We start from the raw sequence: 17,620 nt of genomic DNA on the forward strand, positions 1-17,620 counted from the left end.
CCGATCAAGCCGCAATCATTAAGGCACCGGGCCTTGGACAAGAGCGCGACCGAGATCAACGCCAGATACTTCGCCGTCACCAACCGTTCGGTACTGGCGATCGCGGTGCCGATGACGCTTGCCTATCTGACGACGCCGCTGCTCGGCATCGTCGACACGGCGGTCGTCGGACAGTTCGGCGATGCGGCGCTTCTCGGCGGCCTCGCGGCGGGAGCGCTGGTGTTCGACGTCGTTTTCACCACCTTCAATTTCCTGCGCTCCGGCACCACCGGCCTCGTCGCCCAGGCCTTCGGGCGCGGCGATGCGCTGGAGGAGCAGGCCGTGCTCTGGCGCGCCGTGCTGATTGCGGTCGTCGCCGGCGTGGCGCTTGCAGCGCTCGCGCCGATTTTTGCCGTGGCCGGCCAGTGGTTCATGGCCGCCGAGCCGCGCGTCAGCGCGGCGATGTCGGTCTATATCCGCATCAGGCTGCTCGCCGCGCCCTTCTCGCTCACCAACTACGCCATATTGGGCTACGTGCTGGGGCGCGGAGAGGGCGGGCTGGGGCTGATGCTGCAGGCAGTGCTCAACGGCATCAACATCCTGCTCTGCTTCCTGCTCGGCCTCGAGCTCGGCTGGGGCGTCGCCGGCGTTGCCTGGGCGACCGTCACCGGCGAGTTCCTGGCGATGCTGCTCGGTCTTGCCATCGTGCTCAGGCGGTTTCGCAAGCTGGAGCGGCCGTCGCGCCAGCGCATCCTCGACCTGCCGGCCTACCGGCGCATGCTGTCGCTTAACCGCGACATCATGATTCGCTCCTTCTCGCTGCTCGCCGCCTTCGCGCTGTTCACCCGGCAGGGCGCGCAGTTCGGCACTGTCACGCTCGCCGCAAACGCCGTGCTGATGAACTTCTTCCTCGTCGCCGGCTATTTCCTCGATGGCTTCGCCACCGCCGCCGAGCAATTGGCCGGCCGCGCCATCGGCGCGCATGCGGCCACCCCATTCCGGCAGGCCGTGCGGCTGACCCTGATCTGGGGTTTCGGCCTCGCCGCCGTTGCGACCCTTGTGTTGCTGACCGGCGGCGCCAACCTGGTGGCGCTGGTGACCACCGCGCCGGAGGTGCGCGCGGTCGCCGACACCTATCTTCCCTGGGCAGCCTTCACGGCGTTGAGCGGCGTGCTCGCCTTTCAGATGGACGGCGTCTTCATCGGCGCCACCTGGTCGCGCGACATGYGCAACATGATGCTCCTGTCCTTCCTCGCCTTCACTGGCGCGTTGATCACGCTGGCGCCGGCCTTCGGCAATAACGGCCTATGGGCCGCACTGCACGTCTTCCTTCTGGTGCGCGGATTGACTCTGCTCGCGATGCTGCGGCTCAGGGTGCGCACGGCGTTTTGAATTGCCCCGGCGGAAGGAGTAGCCTTGAATACTCTTACAGTCATTGGGACGGATAAAGTGCCKGGGGTGGCAATGGGAGATGTATTCGAACCGCTCGAGCCCAGGATCATAAAGGGCTCGCGAGTGAAAGTGTTTCTATGCCTTCTTGGATGTGCTGCTTTCGTTTGCGTAGGGATTCTCATGGTCCGGAACCCTCCGGCTCATCCTGAGTCACTGGCAGGATTTAAACAAATCGCTGGCGGATGGCTTGGTATTATCTTTTTTGGATTGTGCTCTCTKATTTACGTCCGGCTGCTAACCCATCCGCATGTTCTGATTCTTGACGGCAATGGCTTTGTGTTGAGTGGCGGTCTTATTCGGTCGCCTAGGAAGATTGCTTGGCGAGAAGTTCAAGGCTTTCATGTCCGCAGACAGCGACGCACGAAATCGATCGGCTACAGCCTGGTATCTGGAGGTGCGACYGGTTCGTCTCTGAGACGAGCTGAGCGGAGGCTGCCCGGGGGTTGGTCGCTATCCATTGAGAATATGGTCGATGTCCTCAACATCTACCGGCTACAGGCCTTGGGTCTAGAGGCTGAACTCGCCCGGAGGGCCTAACGCGCAGCAGAGGACCCTGTCTAGTTCGGCTCTGCCGCCGAGAGTGATTGAGCGGCCCAATGCTCAAGACTGCTGTCGYGCAACTCGCGGATGGACTTCAGCCTTTCTCGCTCAAGAAAGCGCGCCATGCCGGCGACGATGCGTCCCGGCAGCGCCGGGCCGGCATAGATCATGCCGGTATAGAGCTGGACGAGGTCGGCGCCGGCGCGGATCTTTTCCAACGCCGTCTCGGTTGAATCGACGCCGCCCACGCCGATAATGGTGATGTCTGGGCCAAGCAGCTTGCGCATCCGGGCCAGCACCGCCGTCGAGCGCTCGAACAGCGGCTTGCCCGAAAGCCCGCCGGCCTCGCCGGCGACAGAAGTGCTCCGCAATCCGGTCCGCGACAACGTCGTGTTGGAGACAATGATGCCGTCGATCTTCTTCTCGGCGACCTCCGCGGCGATGTCTTCAAGCTCGGCTTCGACGAGGTCCGGCGCGATCTTGAGGAAGATGGGGGGCTGCGCCGARGCCGCAGCACGCGCGGCCATCACGCGCGACAGYAACTCGCCGAGTTGCTCGCGCGCCTGCATGTTGYGCAGGCCAGGCGTGTTGGGCGAGGAGATGTTGACCGTGAGGTAGCTGGCATAAGGGGCGAAGCGGGCAACGCCGCGCTCGTAGTCACTGATGCGGTCGGCGCTGTCCTTGTTGGCGCCGATGTTGACGCCGACGATGCCTGGGCGCCCCTTGCGCGCCGCAAGCCGCTTCTCGGCGRCCGCGTGGCCTTCATTGTTGAACCCCAGTCGGTTGATCACCGCCTCGTCCGCCGTCAGCCGGAAGATGCGCGGCTTCGGGTTGCCCGGCTGCGGCAGCGGCGTAATGGTGCCGACCTCGGCGAAGCCGAAGCCGAGCCGGAGCAGTGCGTCCGGCACTTCGGCATTCTTGTCGTAGCCCGCCGCCATGCCGAGCGGGTTCGGGAAGTCGAGGCCGCAAACGCTGACCTTCAGCCGCGCGTCATGCGTCGGCGGCCGCGCGTCGCGCGGCGGAAGCGAGGCGACCGGCAGGCCGCATCTCAGCGCGGCTATGGAAAGCCCATGCGCGGTTTCCGGATCGAATGAGAAAAGCAGTTTTTGGCCGATCCGGTCGAGCACGTTCATTCGCCCTCCAGTGCCGGAAACTGATGCCGGCCATCCGCGCCGAGCGGCAGCAGCTTGACCCAGAGAACGRCATCGAGGTCGAGCGCAGCGTAGAGATGCGGGAACAGCGCGCCGCCCCGCGACACCTCGTATTTCAAGGCGTCGCCCAGTTTTGCCTCGTCGATCGCGATCAAAAGCAGGTCCGCCTGGCGGGCGAAATGCTTGGCCGCCGTCTCCCGCACCTGGGTTGCGGTGGAGAAATGGATGAAGCCGTCGGCGATGTCGATCGGCGCTCCAATGAAGCGGCCGCTCCGCTCGGCTTGGCGCCACAGCGCCTCGGGCGCGATCTTGTAGACAATCTGAGACATTGCCGCGCTATAGTCCGAACCCGAGACAGGGGGAAGGCTCCAACTCAGCTCGTCCCCATTTCAGGCGCAAACTTGTGATATTATTCGCTCAACGGCTCATGGAGGATAAACAACATGCGTCTGCAGCACATCGTGATCCCGGCGGCGCTGTGCTCGCTGGTCGCCGCATCGGCCTATTCCGAGGAGGCCGACCACTATCGGCTCGAAAAGTCCGCCAACGGCTATGTCCGCATGGACACCCGGACCGGCGCGATGTCGCTCTGCGAGGAACGCTCCGGCCAGCTCGTCTGCAAGATGGCCGCCGACGAGCGCGCCGCCTTCCAGGACGAGATCGACCGGCTACAGAGCTCGGTCAAGGCGCTCGACGAGCGCGTCGCCAAGCTCGAGAACACGCCCTCCGCCCGGCTTGAATCCAATCTGCCGAGTGAGGAGGATTTCAACAAGACGATGAACTACATGGAGCGCTTCTTCCGCCGCTTCATGGACATCGTCAAGGACATGGACAGGGAAAACGGCGACGGCGGCGCGAAGCCCGACCCGCAAAAGACCTGAACCGCTCAGAGCAATTCCAGGAAAAGTGCGAGCGGTTTTCCGTCCGGAATTGCGTAAAACAAGGAGTAGCAATTCCAGGAAAAGTGCGAGCGGTTTTCCGTCCGGAATTGCGCAAAACAAGGGCAGTAATTCCAGGAAAGTGTGCAGCCCCTTTCCGGCTGAAATCGCGTAAACACGGATCCGGAGCGGGGCTCTGTTTCGGCCAAAAACTGAACCGCTCTGGGGAAAAACGCAGGCGAGGCCTTTGCTGCTTGAAAACCGGCCGCGCCGCCGCATAATCATTTCCGATCCCGCAAGAAGCACATAATCAGCGATGGGATCCGGGAGGAATATTTGCCGCCGGGCTTCACTTTCGTCATTGCCGACGACCATCCGCTTTTTCGCGGTGCGCTGAAGGAGGCGCTTGCCGGCATTGGCGATGTGGCCGCCATTCACGAGGCCGGCGATTTCGAGAGCGCGAAGGCTCTGGTCGTGGCCAATGAAGACATCGACATGGTGCTGCTCGATCTCTCGATGCCGGGCGCCAGCGGCCTGTCGGGCCTCATCTCGCTGCGCGGCATCCATCCCTCGGTGCCGCTGGTGGTGGTGTCGGCGCATGACGATCCCGTCACCATCCGCCGCGCGCTCGAACTCGGCGCCTCCGGTTTCATCTCCAAATCGGCGAGCATGGAGGAGATACGCAGCGCCGTGCAGGCAGTGCTTGCCGGCGACATCGCAGCCCCGGCCGGCATTGAGCTCGGCGTCGAGCGTGATCCGGAGATCTCGGACCTGATCAAGCGGCTGCAGGCGCTGACGCCGCAGCAGACGCGCGTGCTCGGCATGCTGGCGGAAGGCCTGCTTAACAAGCAGATCGCCTATGAGCTCGGCGTTTCCGAGGCCACCATCAAAGCGCATGTCTCGGCCATATTGCAGAAGCTCGGTGTCGACAGCCGTACCCAGGCCGTCATCCAGCTTTCCAAGATCGGCAATGACCCGCTGCAGCCGGTAGGCTGATCACTCCGCCGCCGGCGCCAGCGGCCTGACGCGCGCCATCATCGAGCGCAGCACGGCCGGCTTCAGCGGCTTGTTGACCACCGGAATGTCGAGCTCGCCTGCGGYTGTGCGCACCTCACTGGAGCGGTCGGCCGTGACCAAGACGCAAGGCAGGTCCTGGCCGTAGGCGGCGCGCAGCCTGCCGATCGCGTCGAGCCCGGTGCCGCCGTCGAGATGATAGTCGGCAAGCACGACATCCGGCCTCACCGTRCCGGGCCGTATGAGATCTCCCGATCCCGAAGCGGTCTCGACGCTGCAGCCCCAGCCTTCGAGCAGCAGCCGCATGCCGTCGAGGATGCGCGCGTCATTGTCGATGCAGAGCACGTTGAGCCCGGCGAGCGACGAGGCGGAGCGCGCGGGCGCCTTCTCTACCTCGCGCCGGGGTGTGGCGATCGCCGCCACCGGCAGGATGACGGAAAAACGCGTGCCCTTGCCGGGATTGGAGAAGATGCGGATCTCGAGCCTGAGCACCCGCGCAATACGGTCGACGATCGAGAGGCCGAGGCCAAGGCCTTCGGCCTCGCGCGCGCCTTCGTCCAGCCGGGTGAATTCGTGGAAGACGGTGTTCAGTTTGTCGCCGGCAATGCCGATGCCGGTATCGATGACCTGGATTTCGCCCAGCTCACCGCGCCGTCTGACACCCACCAGGATGCGGCCTTCGCGCGTGTATTTGATGGCGTTGGAAACGAGGTTCTGGATCAACCGCCGCAACAGGTTGYGATCCGTCATGACGCCGAGCGACGACGGCATGATCGTGAGGGCGAGCTTCTTTTCGGCGGCGAGCGGCCGAAAATCGTTGCCGATCTGGCTGAGCAGCCCGCCGAGGCTGAAGGCGGTGTCCTCGGGCTTCAACGCGCCGGCATCGAGCCGCGAGATGTCGAGCACGGCGCCGAGGATGGTCTCGACCGATTCCAGCGAGGATTCGATGTTGATCGCCGCCTTGCCGGCTGGCCCCTTGCCGGCCTTCTCGATCAGCGAGGAGCAATACAGCCGGGCGGCGTTGAGCGGCTGCAGGATGTCATGGCCGGCGGCGGCAAGGAAGCGCGTCTTGCTGAGGTTGGCCTCCTCGGCCAGCATCTGCGCCTGCGCAAGCTCCTCGTTGACGCGGGTGAGCTCGGYGGTGCGGCTCCTGACCCGCTGCTCCAGCGATTCATTGGCACGCTTCAGCGCAAGGTCCTGCTCGACGCGGCCTGAAATGTCGGCATAGGTGGCGACGATGCCGCCGTCGGGCATCGGGTTRGAGCGTAGCTCCAGGATGCGGCCGCTGGTCTTCAGCTCCATCTGCCAGGGGCTGACGAAGCTCGTCAGCCGGTTAAGCATCGTCATCCGCTGGTCCGCAGGGATGTCGCCGCGCTCGGCGAGGTGGCGCAGGRTCTGGTCGAGCGACACGCCGACCTGGCCCATCTCGTCCGGCAGGTCGAACAGCGACCGGTACTGCCGGTTCCAGCAGATCAGCCGGAAATCGCGATCGAAGACGGTGATGCCTTGCTCCATCTGGTCGAGCGCGATCTGCAGCAGGTCGCGATTGTGCTGCAGCGCCTCGGTGGCGTCGTCGAGGAGCCGGAAGGCATCCTTGGAGTCGCGATCGTTGCGGCGGAAGAGCAGCGACAGGATTAGCCGCGCCGAGGACGAGCCGACGGCGCTTGCCAGCAGCTGTTCCGAGAAGCGGATGACGTCCATGCTGGCCTGTTCCTTGCCATGCAGGGAGACGTTCGCGTTCTTCTCGAAGGACTGGAAGGAACGCTCGGTGCGCTCGACACCGAGATAGCGGGAGATCGTGTCCTTGAGGTCGTTGACGGTGACGGCAGTTCTGAACCGCCGCAGGCTAGGCATCGGACCCGCCTCGCGCGGCACGAAGATCGCCGCCTGTATGCGCTCCAGCGGCACGGAGGCGCGCGAGAGCGATCCCAGCACGAAGAACAATGCGTTGACCGACAGGCTCCACAGCACGCCGTGGTTCAGCGGCTCGCCGACGGTGCCGAACAGCGCCTGCGGCCGGAGCGCCTCGAAGCCGAACAGGCCATGGGCGACGATATCGGAGCCGGGACCGGCGAGCGAAGGCAGCAGCAGCGTGTAGCCCCACACCAGGATGCCGGCGACCATGCCGAGCGCGGCGCCCCGGCCATTGGCGCGGCGCCAGATCAGCCCGCCGATCAACGCCGGTGCGAATTGCGCGATCGCGGCAAACGACATCAGGCCGATCGAGGACAGCCGCGCGCTGTTGGTGCTCTCGCGGTAATAGAGGAATGCGATGAACAGCATAATGAAGATTGACGCCCGCCTGACGTTCAGGATCAGCGTCGACCAGTCTTCGTTTTGCGAAGAGGTAGTCTTGAGCAGCCGGCGCACGAACAGCGGGATGACGAGGTCGTTGGAGATCATGATCGACAGCGCCACGCTTTCGACGATGACCATGGCGGTCGCCGCCGATAGGCCGCCGATGAAGGCTGCCATCGCCAACACGTCATGGCCGCTGAACAGCGGCAGCGACAGCACGTAGAGGTCGCTGCTGGTCCTTGTGCCGACCAGCGACAGGCCGGCAAAGGCGATCGGCAGTACGAAGAGGTTGATCGCCACAAGGTAGAGCGGGAACACCCAGGTCGCGGTGCGTAGCTCGGCCTCGCTGCGGTTTTCGACGATGGTGACATAGAACTGGCGCGGCAGCAGCAGGATGGCGAAGCCGCTTAGCGTTGTCAGCACTAGCCAGGTGGCCAAAGATGTGCTGTAGCCCATGGCGTTGCGCACATGGTCGTTGCCTGCGAGCGCTGTCATCATGTCGCCCGGTCYGCCGAAGATCAGGAAGGTCACCATCAGGCCGATGGCGAGGAAAGCGGCGAGCTTGACCACGGTCTCGACCGCTACTGCCAGAACCAGCCCGTCCTGGTGCTCGGTGGCGTCGGCATGGCGGGTGCCGAACAGCACCGCAAACAGCGCAAGCAGCATCGCGACCACCAGCGAGATGTCGCTGACGAACGGGTCGAAGGACGGCGGCGAGCCGGTATAGTGCTCGATCATCAGGCTGACCGAGCCTGAGATGGCCTTGAGCTGTAGCGCTATGTAGGGCACGGCGCCGATCGTCGCGATCAATGTCGCGATCGCCGCCACGGTAAAACTCTTGCCGTAGCGGGCGCCGAGGAAGTCGGCGATCGAGGTGATCTTCTCGCTCTTGGCCAATCGCACGATGCGGTTGAGCAGCGGGAAGCCGAACACGAACACCAGCACCGGCCCGGTGTAGATGCCGAGGAATTCGAGGCCGCGCTCGGAGGAAAGGCCGACCGAGCCGAAGAAGGTCCAGGAGGTGCAATAGATGGCGAGGCTAAGCGCGTAGATGAAAGGCCGGGCCCGGCCGAGCCGTGCCGCCACGGAGCGCCGGTCGCCGACGCTGGCGATGGCGAAAAGCAGCGTCACATAGGCGATCGCGATGATGACGACGAACCAGCCTTGCACGGCTCGCATTTCCTCCCTGGCCGGTTCTCCCATCCGGCTGAGTGCTAGACGCAACCACAGCTTGGAGCCCAAGTCCACCACGGCTTTCGGCGCAGATGTGCCTGGCAATGCCGCGCAAACACCAAGCGGTGGCTTCGCCTTTTTTCCGGTTTTGCAACCGGAGGGTTTTGTTATTGTGATTGCGGGTCGGCGCCGGCGGGCAGGGAGGCGGCAGTGCGACCTGTCATGGCAAGGAGGGTCGAATGCTGAAAGAATTCCAGGAATTCATTTCCAAAGGCAATGTGATGGACTTGGCCGTCGGCGTCATCATTGGCGCTGCCTTCGGCAAGATCGTCGATTCGCTGGTCAACGACATCATCATGCCGATCGTCGGCGCGATCTTCGGCGGGCTGGACTTCAACAACTATTTCTTGGCGCTTTCGTCCAACGTCCATTCGGCGACGCTGGCCGATGCCAAGAAAGAGGGCGCCGTTTTCGCCTATGGCAGCTTCATCACGGTCGTGCTGAACTTCCTGATCCTGGCCTTCATCATCTTCCTGATGGTCAAGGCCGTGAACAATCTGCGCAAGCGGCTGGAGGGCGAAAAGCCGGCGGCCGCGCCCGCCGCTCCGCCGGCTGACGTGCAGCTGCTGACCGAAATCCGCGACCTGCTCGCCAGGAAGTAACGCGCCAAACGAACGCGCTGGACCAAAACCCCGGCCGCGTGCGGCCGGGGTTTTCCGTTTCGCGATCTGGTATGAGCGCATCCAAGGACAAATATGGATCAGCCATGAAAGTCATCGAGACCTTGCGCACTGAAGCCCGCGCCGCACCCGAAAGCGGCATTGTCGCCGTCGTCAACCACGGCCGCTTGCGCGAAGGCCTGATCCCGCTCTGGGCCGGCGAGGGGGATTTGCCGACACCCGCCTTCATCAGCGATGCCGCCGCCCGCGGGCTCGCCAATGGCGAGACCTTCTACACCTGGCAGAAGGGCATTCCGGAGCTCAGGCAGGCGCTCGCCCGCTACTATGGCAGGCATTTCGGCCGGCACTTCGCCGAGCAGGAATTCATCGTCACCGGCTCCGGCATGCATGCCATCCAGCTCGCCATCGACGCCCTCGCCGGCAAGGGCGACGAGGTGATCTACCTCTCGCCGGCCTGGCCGAATTTCCCCGCCGCTGCCGGTGTCGCCGGCGCCACGCCCGTGYCGGTGGTGCTCGACCGGTCCGGCAACGGCTGGTCCTGCGATGTCGACAAGGTCGCGTCCGCTATCACGCCGCGGACGAAGGCGCTGTTCATCAACACGCCGTCCAACCCGACCGGCTGGACCGCCGACAGGGAAACGCTTCAGGCGATCCTCGATCTCGCCCGCGCCCGCAACATCTGGATCATCGCCGACGAGATCTATTCGCTTTTCCATTACGGCCACGGCCGGGCGCCGTCCTTCATCGACATCATGGCCGATGAGGACCGCATCCTGTTCGTCAACAGCTTCTCCAAGAACTGGGCGATGACCGGCTGGCGCGTCGGCTGGATCAAGACGCATCCGTCCCTGCAGCAGGTGTTCGAGAACCTTATCCAGTACTCGACCTCGGGCGTCGCCCAGTTCATGCAGCGCGGCGCGGTCGCGGCCCTCGATGAGGGCGACGGCTTCATCGCCGAGCAGGTCGAGCGCGCGCGGGCGGCACGCGACCTCGTCTGCGGCATCCTCGGCGAGACCGGTAGGGCGCGGTTCGCCGTGCCGCAGGGCGCGTTCTATCTGTTCTTCACGGTCGACGGCATCACCGATTCCCGCACAGCGGCATTCGAGATCGTCGACCGTGCCAATGTCGGCCTGGCGCCGGGCACCGCCTTCGGCCCCGGCGGCGAGGCCTTCCTCAGGCTATGCTTCCATCGCCGCCTCGATCAGCTCGAGGAAGCGGCGCATCGCCTGGCGAAATGGATGAAGACGATCTGAACCGCCTGAAGCCGGATTGAAACCCGCTCCGAYGAGTCAGCTGGCGTGGCTTTCGAGAACCGGAGCGCAGCGGACATTCAGGTCCGTGAACACCGAAAGCGGAGAAAGCTGCGGCAGATGGTCGTCGGAGTAGAGGTTCAAACGGCTTCAGCCGCCTGACTTCGGCACCAGCAGCGGGACGATCCGGTCGCTCTCGGCGACGGCGGGGCGGCCGGYGGCGCCGTAGGGGATGCCGAGCGCATCCCAGGTCTCGACCAGCGCGTCCTGCAGTTCGGCGATCAGCGCGTCCGAATGGAACGGCGTCGGCGTGATGCGCAGCCTCTCGGTGCCGCGCGGCACCGTCGGATAGTTGATCGGCTGGATGTAGATGCCGTGGACGCCGAGCAGGCGGTCGCTCGCCATCTTGCAGAGCTCGGGGTCGCCGACCAGCACCGGTACGATATGGGTGGCCGATTCCATCACAGGCAGCCCGGCCGCGGCAAGCACCTGCTTGGTTCGCGCCGCCTGGCGCTGCTGCGCGTCGCGCTCGACCTGCGAGCGTTTCAGATGCCTGATCGAGGTGGTGGCGGCCGCCGCGATCGCCGGCGGCAGCGCGGTGGTGAAGATGAAGCCCGGCGCATAGGAGCGCACCGCGTCGATGACGGCGCTCGTGCCGCTGATGTAGCCGCCGAGCGTGCCGAAGGCCTTGGCAAGCGTGCCTTCGATGACGTCGATGCGGTCGGCCAGACCTTCGCGCTCGGTGATGCCGCCGCCGCGCGGCCCGTACATGCCCACGGCATGGACCTCGTCGATATAGGTCATGGCGTTGTAGCGCTCGGCGAGCTCGACGATCTGCTTGATCGGCGCGATGTCGCCGTCCATCGAATAGACGCTTTCGAAGACAATCAACTTGGCGCGCTCGCGGCCGGCCGCCTGCAACAGGCTTTCGAGATGCGCGACGTCGTTGTGGCGGAAGATCTTCTTCTCGGCACCGGAGCGGCGCACGCCCTCGATCATCGAGGCGTGGTTCAACTCGTCCGATATGAYCAGGCAGTTGGGCAGAAGCCTTGCAATGGTCGAGATCGAGGCCTCGTTGGAGACGAAGCCGGAGGTGAAGACGAGCGCCGCTTCCTTGTCGTGCAGGTCGGCCAGCTCATGCTCGAGCTCGACCAGCGGGTTGCTGGTGCCGGAGATATTGCGGGTGCCGCCGGCGCCCGATCCCATCTTGCCCGCGGYGTTCTGGAAGGCGGCGATGACATCCGCRCTCTGGCCCATGCCGAGATAGTCGTTGGAGCACCAGACGGTGATTTCCTGGGCGCGGCCGTTGGATCGCCAGATGGCGCGCGGGAACTTGCCCACGATGCGCTCGAGGTCGGCGAAAACGCGGTAGCGCCGCTCCGCATGGAGCTGATCGATCGCGTCTTCGAAGAACCGCTGGTAATTCATGTCGGCTTCCCAATTTGCGCCGGATCATAGTCACTGGCCTGTTGCGCGTCCACCGCGCCCAACCGGTCAAAATGCCACGCCCCGGGCCTGTTCCTAACGACGGCCGATCATGGCCTATTCCTGCGCTGTGTGAACCAATTTTGTTTCGGTACGATGCCTCGGGCGGGAGGAACTGTTACGGACTTAACACTAAAAGGCAGGCTAATGGGCTTACGGCGGGGTTTCCAGCACGGCGGCTGTTGAGACRGTTTCCGATAAATCTTGATCAGCGAGGTAAGCGATGACGGTTTTGGTGACAGGCGGTGCCGGCTATATCGGCAGCCACATGGTCTGGGAGCTTTTGGATGYCGGCGAGGGCGTCGTCGTGCTCGACAGGCTTTCCACCGGCTTCGAATGGGCGGTTGCGCCCGAGGCGAGGCTGGTCGTCGGCGACGTCGCCGACCGCGAGCTGGTCGCGCGCATCATCCGCGAGAACAAGGTCGACGCCATCATCCATTTCGCCGGCTCGATCGTGGTGCCGGAATCGGTCGCCGATCCGCTCGGTTATTACGAGAACAACACCTGCAAGACGCGCACGCTGATCGAAACCGCCGTGCGCGAGGGCGTGCCGCATTTCATCTTCTCTTCCACCGCTGCCGTCTATGGCGGCGCCGGGTTGGAGCCGGTGCRCGAGGATGCGCGGCTGGCGCCGGAAWCACCYTACGGCCTCTCCAAGCTGATGRGCGAATGGATGCTGCGCGATGCGGCCATCGCGCACGATATCCGCTACACGGCGCTTCGCTATTTCAATGTCGCCGGCGCCGATCCCAAGGGCCGCACCGGCCAGTCTACGCCTGGCGCTACGCATCTGATCAAGGTCGCCTGTGAGACCGCGCTCGGCAAGCGTCCGTTCATGCAGGTCTTCGGCAATGATTATCCGACGCCGGACGGCACCTGCATCCGCGATTACATCCATGTCAGCGATCTCGCGGCGGCRCACCGGCTGGCGCTGCAGCGGCTGYGCGAGGGCGGCACGAGCCTCGTCGCCAATTGCGGCTATAGCCACGGCTATTCGGTTCTCGAAGTCATCGAGAGCGTGCGCCGCGCCTTCGGCCGTGATTTCGAGGTCAGGWTGGGCGACCGTCGTCCCGGCGATGYCGCCGCCGTGGTCGCGAATTCCGACCTTGCCCGCAAGGAATTCGGCTGGACGCCGCAGCGCGACGATCTCGACCAGATTGTCGCCGACGCGCTGGCCTGGGAACGCATTCTCACCGGCAAGAACTCGGCGCGGAGCTGACATCGCTTCCATGCTGGATTAGTACTTTTCGGACGTCTGCGCTGCCCCTCATTGCCCTGCCTGGGCATTTCTCCCCGTATTGTGACGGGGAGAAAGACGCCTTCATCGATGGTTTCGCCAATCGCCGGCGTTGCAGGATCGGGGCCAGCGGCGGCGCCAACATCGGCAATTGGCCCTCGCCAGCACAAACCATAAGCCACGCCCTACAAAGGCTCGTCTCACGCTTTGAGAAGCGCTACTGAAACGCAGCGGTGCGCACAGGCGTGCCGCCACTATGATCCTTGAGGGGTGGCATGAAGGTTTTGGTGCTCGGGGCCGGCGTCGTTGGCACGGCGGCGGCCTACTATCTGGCAAGCGACGGCCACGAGGTGACGGTCATCGAGCGCCATGAGGCGGCGGCGCGCGGCACCAGCCAGTCGAATGCCGGCCTAGTCTCGCCGGGCGACGCCACCGCCTGGGCCTCCCCGGCGGCGCTGAAGACCTTCCTGCGCGCACTTTGGAACCACGATCTCGGCATCAAGGTGAGGCTGYGTCTCGACCCCTACTTTTATGCCTGGAGCCTGCGCTTCCTGCGCGAATGCACGGTCAAGCGCCTTCGCGCCAACACCGACGTCAAGCTCAGGCTCGCGCTCTATTCGCGCGACTGCATCAATGCTCTCTCGGAAGCGACCGGCATCCAGTACGACGAGCGCAAGAAGGGCATCCTCTACTTCTTCCGCTCGCAGAAGAGTTTTGACACCGGCACCGACAATTATCGCTATCTCGGCGACCACGGCCTGCCGATCGAGATCGTCGGCCGCGACCGGCTGGCCGAACTGGAACCCGGGCTCGCCGGCGTGAAGGATAAGATCGCCGGTGGCATCTATTCGCCGATCGACCAGACCGGCGATTCCAAGCAGTTCGTCGACAAGCTCGCCGCCTATGCGGCCGAGAAGCTCGGCGTCAAATTCCTGTTCGRCACGACGATCCAGGGCCTCGACATCGAGGGCGACCGGGTGCGCGCCGTCGTGACCTCCGCCGGTCCGGTCACGGGCGATGYCGTCGTCATCTCCATGGGGCCGGAAAGCGGCCTGTTCGGACGTCGCTATGGCATCGACCTGCCTGTCTACCCGGTCAAAGGCTATACCGTGACCGTCCCCCTCGAGGACGAGAGCAAGGGGCCGACCATGGGCGGCGCCGACGAGGACCGGCTGATCGGCTATTCGAGGTTGGGCAACCGCCTGCGTATGTCCTCGACGGCGGAATTCACCGGCTTCGACCGCAGCTTCAAGCCGGGCGATTTCAGAACCATCCTCGAAACCGGCAAGGACCTTTTCCCAGGCGCCTTCGACGAGAAGAAGGCGCTGCTGTGGGCAGGCCTCAGGCCCATGATGCCGAATTCAGTGCCTATCTTCGGCCAGGCGAAATACCGCAACCTCTATCTCGACACCGGCCACGGCCATCTCGGCTGGACCATGGCCTGCGGCTCTGGAAAATTCCTGTCCGACCTCGTCGCCGGCCGCAAGCCGGAGATCGATCCGCAGGGGTTGCTTTATGGAACGGCGGGGTGACAAGGCACTATCGGCCTCGACCGCATCGTGGGCACCCAATTGTCGGCGCTGGCGCTGCCCCTCATTGCCCTGCCGGGCATTTCTCCCCGTATAGTGACGGGGAGAAAGACTCCGTCCTCGTCGATTTCGCCAATCGCCAGCATCGCAGGATAGAACACCAAGGCTGAGGCCAGCCCCCTTCTCCCCGTCACTATACGGGGAGAAGGTGCCGGCAGGCGGATGAGGGGCGGCGCCGACCTGTCAGGCTGTGGCAAACACCACGCGTTGACTACGTCTCGACGGCTTGCTGCCACGCTCTTCCATAATCGCGCCAGGCCGGGTCGGCCGGCGGCTCGGTCCGCTCGCCCTTGCTCATGGCGGTAACGCCGTCCGATGCCAGCAATGCCGCGCCGATGCTGGTCCCGGTCGACGTCTCCGACGCAATGACCGGCCGCCCTGTCGCCGCCGCCAGCATGCGGATGAAAAGCTGGTTTTGCGCGAAAGGACCTTCAACCGTCGTTGGACCGTCGCCGCCAATGAGATCGAGGCAGGTCGCTGTCATCAGCGCCAGATAGAACGAGATGGCGGCGAAGCGCTGCCCCGAGCCAAAACCCTCAGCATTGACCCACTGCGCGGCGCGACTCGGGAAGGGGCCGGAGCCCTGTTGAGTGGAGGGCAGGAGGAACACCCTCCGTGCAAGCACCGCGRCAACATCCTCTTCGCTCCAATCCTGGGGCTGGCCCTCAGTCAGCAGCGAAAACTCTCGCCCGCCCATGAAGCGTGCCGACGGCACCGGATCGCCGAGCGCATTGACATTGACCAGCGAGTCGCGCGCAGGGTCGAGCTCGACCTTGCTGCCGCCGACGGCCATCGACACCACCCAGGTGCCGGTCGAAATGACGGAAAGAGGCGGCGGATCGGACAAGAGATGCGGCAACAGCGACGCGTTGGAGTCGTGCAGGCCGCAGAAGACCGGGGTCGCGGGGTCGAGCCCTGTCTGTTGCGCGATCGCCGGCAGGATCGGCCCCAGCCGTTCCCTGGCAGGCCGCACCGGCGCCATCAGGCGGCGCCAACCCATCTGGTCGACGAGCGATGAATAGTCGGCCCGCCACGGGTTCCAAAGATCGGTGTGACAGCCGAGCGAGGTCACCTCGTTGAGGGCGACGCCGGTGAGCCGCATGGCCCAGTATTGCGGATACATCAGGATCGCGGCCGCACCGGTAAATTCCGCCGGAAATCGCCTCTGCTGCCAGAACAGTTGCGCRCCGATGTTGAGGCCGGCCGGCAGGCGCGGCGTGCCTGTTTCGGCAAAGGGCGGCCGGATGGCGTCATAGTCCTGCGCCAGCTCGTCAACACCAGTGAACTCATAGTCGATCACYGGCAGCGCAAGCCTGCCTTCGCCGTCGATCAGCGCCGCCGTCGCGCCRTGGGTGGTGATCGAGATCGCGTCGATGCGCTGTTCGCGGTGGAGGTCTACGAGGCTTTCGRGGATGAAGCCCCACAGCCGCTCRACATCGTGGTGCGGGTAGGGGCCGTCCGTGGCGACGGCGTTGGCCGTGCGGCGCAGGCCCGCCTCGGCCATGCGCTCGAGGTCGACCAGTGCAACCTTGGCATTGGTCTTGCCGATATCGATAACAGCGACGCAGCCAATCATGCCATGTGGAACATTGTTTCCAGCGGCACCGCCACCGGCTCGTTGTCGGCTTTGGTCTCCATGACGTCGGYCATATGCGCCCACCAGCGCTGCATCACCGGGTGCTTGGGGAGATCATCCATGCGGTGATCATCACGCCGCCACAGCACCCCGAACAGGATATTGGTTTCCTCGTCGAGGTGGATCGAATAGTCGGAAACCCCGGCCTCTCTCAGCAGCACGACCAGCGAGGGCCAGATCTCGTCATGACGGCGCTTGTACTCGGCCTTCATGCCGGGATTGAGCTTCATCTTGAAGGCGTATTTTTCCATCAGGCGAAGCGCCCTTCACGCAGCCGCCGCCAAACGATAGGCAGCGCTATGACGATGATCAGCAGCAGGCCGATGAAGATCGACATCACGATACCCGGCACGTTGAGCAGGCCGAGGCCGAATGTCACCAGCCCCATGATGAAGGCGGCAAGCACGACGCCCAAGATGCTACCCGCGCCGCCGAGGATCGAGACCCCGCCCAGCACCACCATGGTGATCGCCTCGAGCTCGTAGCCTTGCGCAATCGACGGCCGGGTCGAGCCGAGCCGCGAGGTGATCAGCACCGAGGCGATGCCCGACATCAGCCCGGTGAGGCAAAACAGGATGAACTTGATGCGGTCGACCCGCACGCCCGAGAACTGGCAGGCGACCGGATTGTTGCCGATGGYGAATACCCGCCGGCCGAAGCTCGTGCGGTGGAGCACGAACCAGTAGATCACCGCCGCGACGAGGAAAAGCGCCAGCTCGAACGACACCACCCACCAGACATAGCCTTGACCGAAGAAGGCGAAGCTCTCCGGATAGCCCTTGTAGGCCTGGTCGCCGAGGATGATGAAGGCGATGCCGCGGAACAGGCTCATCGTGCCGATGGTGACGACAATCGAAGGCAGGCCGAGCCTCGTGACCAAGAGCCCGTTGAACGCGCCGCAGCCGAGCCCGATAACGATGCCGATCAGCGCCAGCACCGGCGTGCCCGCGCCAGCCTGCACGGCCATTCCCATCATTGTCGAGGCGAGCGCTACGATCGCTGCGACCGACAGGTCGATCTCGCCGGAGATGATCAAGAGCGCCATCGCCAGCGCGATCAGGCCTTTTTCGGTGAAGTTGAAGGTCAGGTCCGACAGCGACCACGGATCGAGGAAGTAGGGCGAGGCGAAGCTGTTCACCGCGAAGATGAGAACCGCGATAACGACGAGCAGCGCCTCCCACGAGAAGATCGCGGTAGACAGCGGCTTGTCGAGCCGGTCGGGAATGTGGCGCGGGTGAGGGGTGTCGGTCATGGAGCG

General features: G+C 64.4%; 15 protein-coding genes. 8 read left to right on the top strand and 7 right to left on the bottom strand.

The features are described 5' to 3' along the window. Positions 1-33: 33 nt before the first annotated feature. Together ORS3428_RS30005 and ORS3428_RS34540 are read left to right on the top strand one after the other, a co-directional pair. Entirely contained in the window at positions 34-1,371 is a 1,338-nt protein-coding gene (locus ORS3428_RS30005) for an MATE family efflux transporter (protein ID WP_071101957.1), read from the top strand. A 72-nt stretch (positions 1,372-1,443) separates the two neighbouring features. Then, positions 1,444-1,968 carry an STM3941 family protein gene (locus ORS3428_RS34540; RefSeq protein WP_443136892.1) on the top strand — a complete coding sequence of 175 codons (525 nt, stop codon included), beginning with the start codon at positions 1,444-1,446 and terminating at the stop codon, positions 1,966-1,968. A 20-nt stretch (positions 1,969-1,988) separates the two neighbouring features. On the opposite strand, the gene ORS3428_RS30010 is transcribed toward ORS3428_RS34540, so the two are convergent. Together ORS3428_RS30010 and ORS3428_RS30015 are read right to left on the bottom strand one after the other, a co-directional pair. Next, positions 1,989-3,104, bottom strand: a complete 1,116-nt coding sequence (locus ORS3428_RS30010) for a quinone-dependent dihydroorotate dehydrogenase (protein WP_071101882.1) — start codon at positions 3,102-3,104, stop codon at positions 1,989-1,991. Beyond that, entirely contained in the window at positions 3,101-3,451 is a 351-nt protein-coding gene (locus tag ORS3428_RS30015) for a DUF952 domain-containing protein (RefSeq protein WP_071101883.1), read from the bottom strand. The genes ORS3428_RS30010 and ORS3428_RS30015 overlap by 4 nt, the downstream gene beginning before the upstream one ends. A 114-nt stretch (positions 3,452-3,565) precedes the next feature. Between ORS3428_RS30015 and ORS3428_RS30020 the strand changes: the two genes are divergently transcribed. Further along, positions 3,566-4,003, top strand: coding sequence for a hypothetical protein (locus tag ORS3428_RS30020; protein ID WP_071101884.1), 438 nt, complete (start codon positions 3,566-3,568; stop codon positions 4,001-4,003). A gap of 333 nt (positions 4,004-4,336) precedes the next feature. Next, positions 4,337-4,996 (top strand): response regulator transcription factor, encoded by a 660-nt coding sequence (locus ORS3428_RS30025; RefSeq protein WP_071101885.1) that lies wholly within the window; start codon positions 4,337-4,339, stop codon positions 4,994-4,996. On the opposite strand, the gene ORS3428_RS30030 is transcribed toward ORS3428_RS30025, so the two are convergent. Then, positions 4,997-8,482: a PAS domain-containing hybrid sensor histidine kinase/response regulator gene (locus tag ORS3428_RS30030; RefSeq protein ID WP_071101958.1), complete on the bottom strand. Its 3,486-nt coding sequence runs from the start codon at positions 8,480-8,482 to the stop codon at positions 4,997-4,999. A gap of 242 nt (positions 8,483-8,724) precedes the next feature. Between ORS3428_RS30030 and mscL the strand changes: the two genes are divergently transcribed. Next, positions 8,725-9,147 carry a large conductance mechanosensitive channel protein MscL gene (gene mscL, locus ORS3428_RS30035; RefSeq protein ID WP_071101886.1) on the top strand — a complete coding sequence of 141 codons (423 nt, stop codon included), beginning with the start codon at positions 8,725-8,727 and terminating at the stop codon, positions 9,145-9,147. A 104-nt stretch (positions 9,148-9,251) separates the two neighbouring features. Beyond that, positions 9,252-10,418 carry a pyridoxal phosphate-dependent aminotransferase gene (locus ORS3428_RS30040; protein ID WP_071101959.1) on the top strand — a complete coding sequence of 389 codons (1,167 nt, stop codon included), beginning with the start codon at positions 9,252-9,254 and terminating at the stop codon, positions 10,416-10,418. Between the two features lie 147 nt (positions 10,419-10,565). Here the strand turns inward: ORS3428_RS30040 and hemA are convergent, their stop codons facing one another. Next, positions 10,566-11,843, bottom strand: a complete 1,278-nt coding sequence (hemA, locus tag ORS3428_RS30045) for a 5-aminolevulinate synthase (protein ID WP_071101887.1) — start codon at positions 11,841-11,843, stop codon at positions 10,566-10,568. A 280-nt stretch (positions 11,844-12,123) separates the two neighbouring features. On the opposite strand from hemA, the gene galE reads away from it, so the two are divergent. Next, a complete protein-coding gene (gene galE, locus ORS3428_RS30050) occupies positions 12,124-13,119 on the top strand; it encodes a UDP-glucose 4-epimerase GalE (protein WP_071101888.1) in 996 nt (331 codons plus the stop codon). Positions 13,120-13,412: 293 nt separating this feature from the next. Then, the gene (locus tag ORS3428_RS30055) at positions 13,413-14,669 is read left to right on the top strand and encodes a D-amino acid dehydrogenase (RefSeq protein WP_071101889.1); all 1,257 of its coding nucleotides are present in this window, start codon (positions 13,413-13,415) and stop codon (positions 14,667-14,669) included. A 268-nt stretch (positions 14,670-14,937) separates the two neighbouring features. On the opposite strand, the gene ORS3428_RS30060 is transcribed toward ORS3428_RS30055, so the two are convergent. The 3 genes from ORS3428_RS30060 to ORS3428_RS30070 are packed head-to-tail and all read right to left on the bottom strand — an operon-like array spanning position 14,938 to position 17,614. Beyond that, positions 14,938-16,302: an FGGY-family carbohydrate kinase gene (locus ORS3428_RS30060; RefSeq protein ID WP_071101890.1), complete on the bottom strand. Its 1,365-nt coding sequence runs from the start codon at positions 16,300-16,302 to the stop codon at positions 14,938-14,940. Continuing rightward, on the bottom strand, positions 16,299-16,613 hold the full coding sequence (rhaM, locus tag ORS3428_RS30065) for an L-rhamnose mutarotase (RefSeq protein WP_172833748.1): 315 nt from the start codon (positions 16,611-16,613) through the stop codon (positions 16,299-16,301). The genes ORS3428_RS30060 and rhaM overlap by 4 nt, the downstream gene beginning before the upstream one ends. Further along, positions 16,613-17,614 carry an ABC transporter permease gene (locus tag ORS3428_RS30070; protein WP_071101892.1) on the bottom strand — a complete coding sequence of 334 codons (1,002 nt, stop codon included), beginning with the start codon at positions 17,612-17,614 and terminating at the stop codon, positions 16,613-16,615. The genes rhaM and ORS3428_RS30070 overlap by 1 nt, the downstream gene beginning before the upstream one ends. Positions 17,615-17,620: the final 6 nt, after the last annotated feature.

Source organism: Mesorhizobium sp. ORS 3428, assembly GCF_001854785.1.
Taxonomy (GTDB): domain Bacteria; phylum Pseudomonadota; class Alphaproteobacteria; order Rhizobiales; family Rhizobiaceae; genus Mesorhizobium.

What these genes read in the sequence shown, in the direction of transcription:
- ORS3428_RS30020 (WP_071101884.1), top strand. Translation starts at nt 3,566, where the DNA reads ATGCGTCTGCAGCACATCGTGATCCCGGCGGCGCTGTGCTCGCTGGTC.
- mscL (WP_071101886.1), top strand. Translation starts at nt 8,725, where the DNA reads ATGCTGAAAGAATTCCAGGAATTCATTTCCAAAGGCAATGTGATGGAC.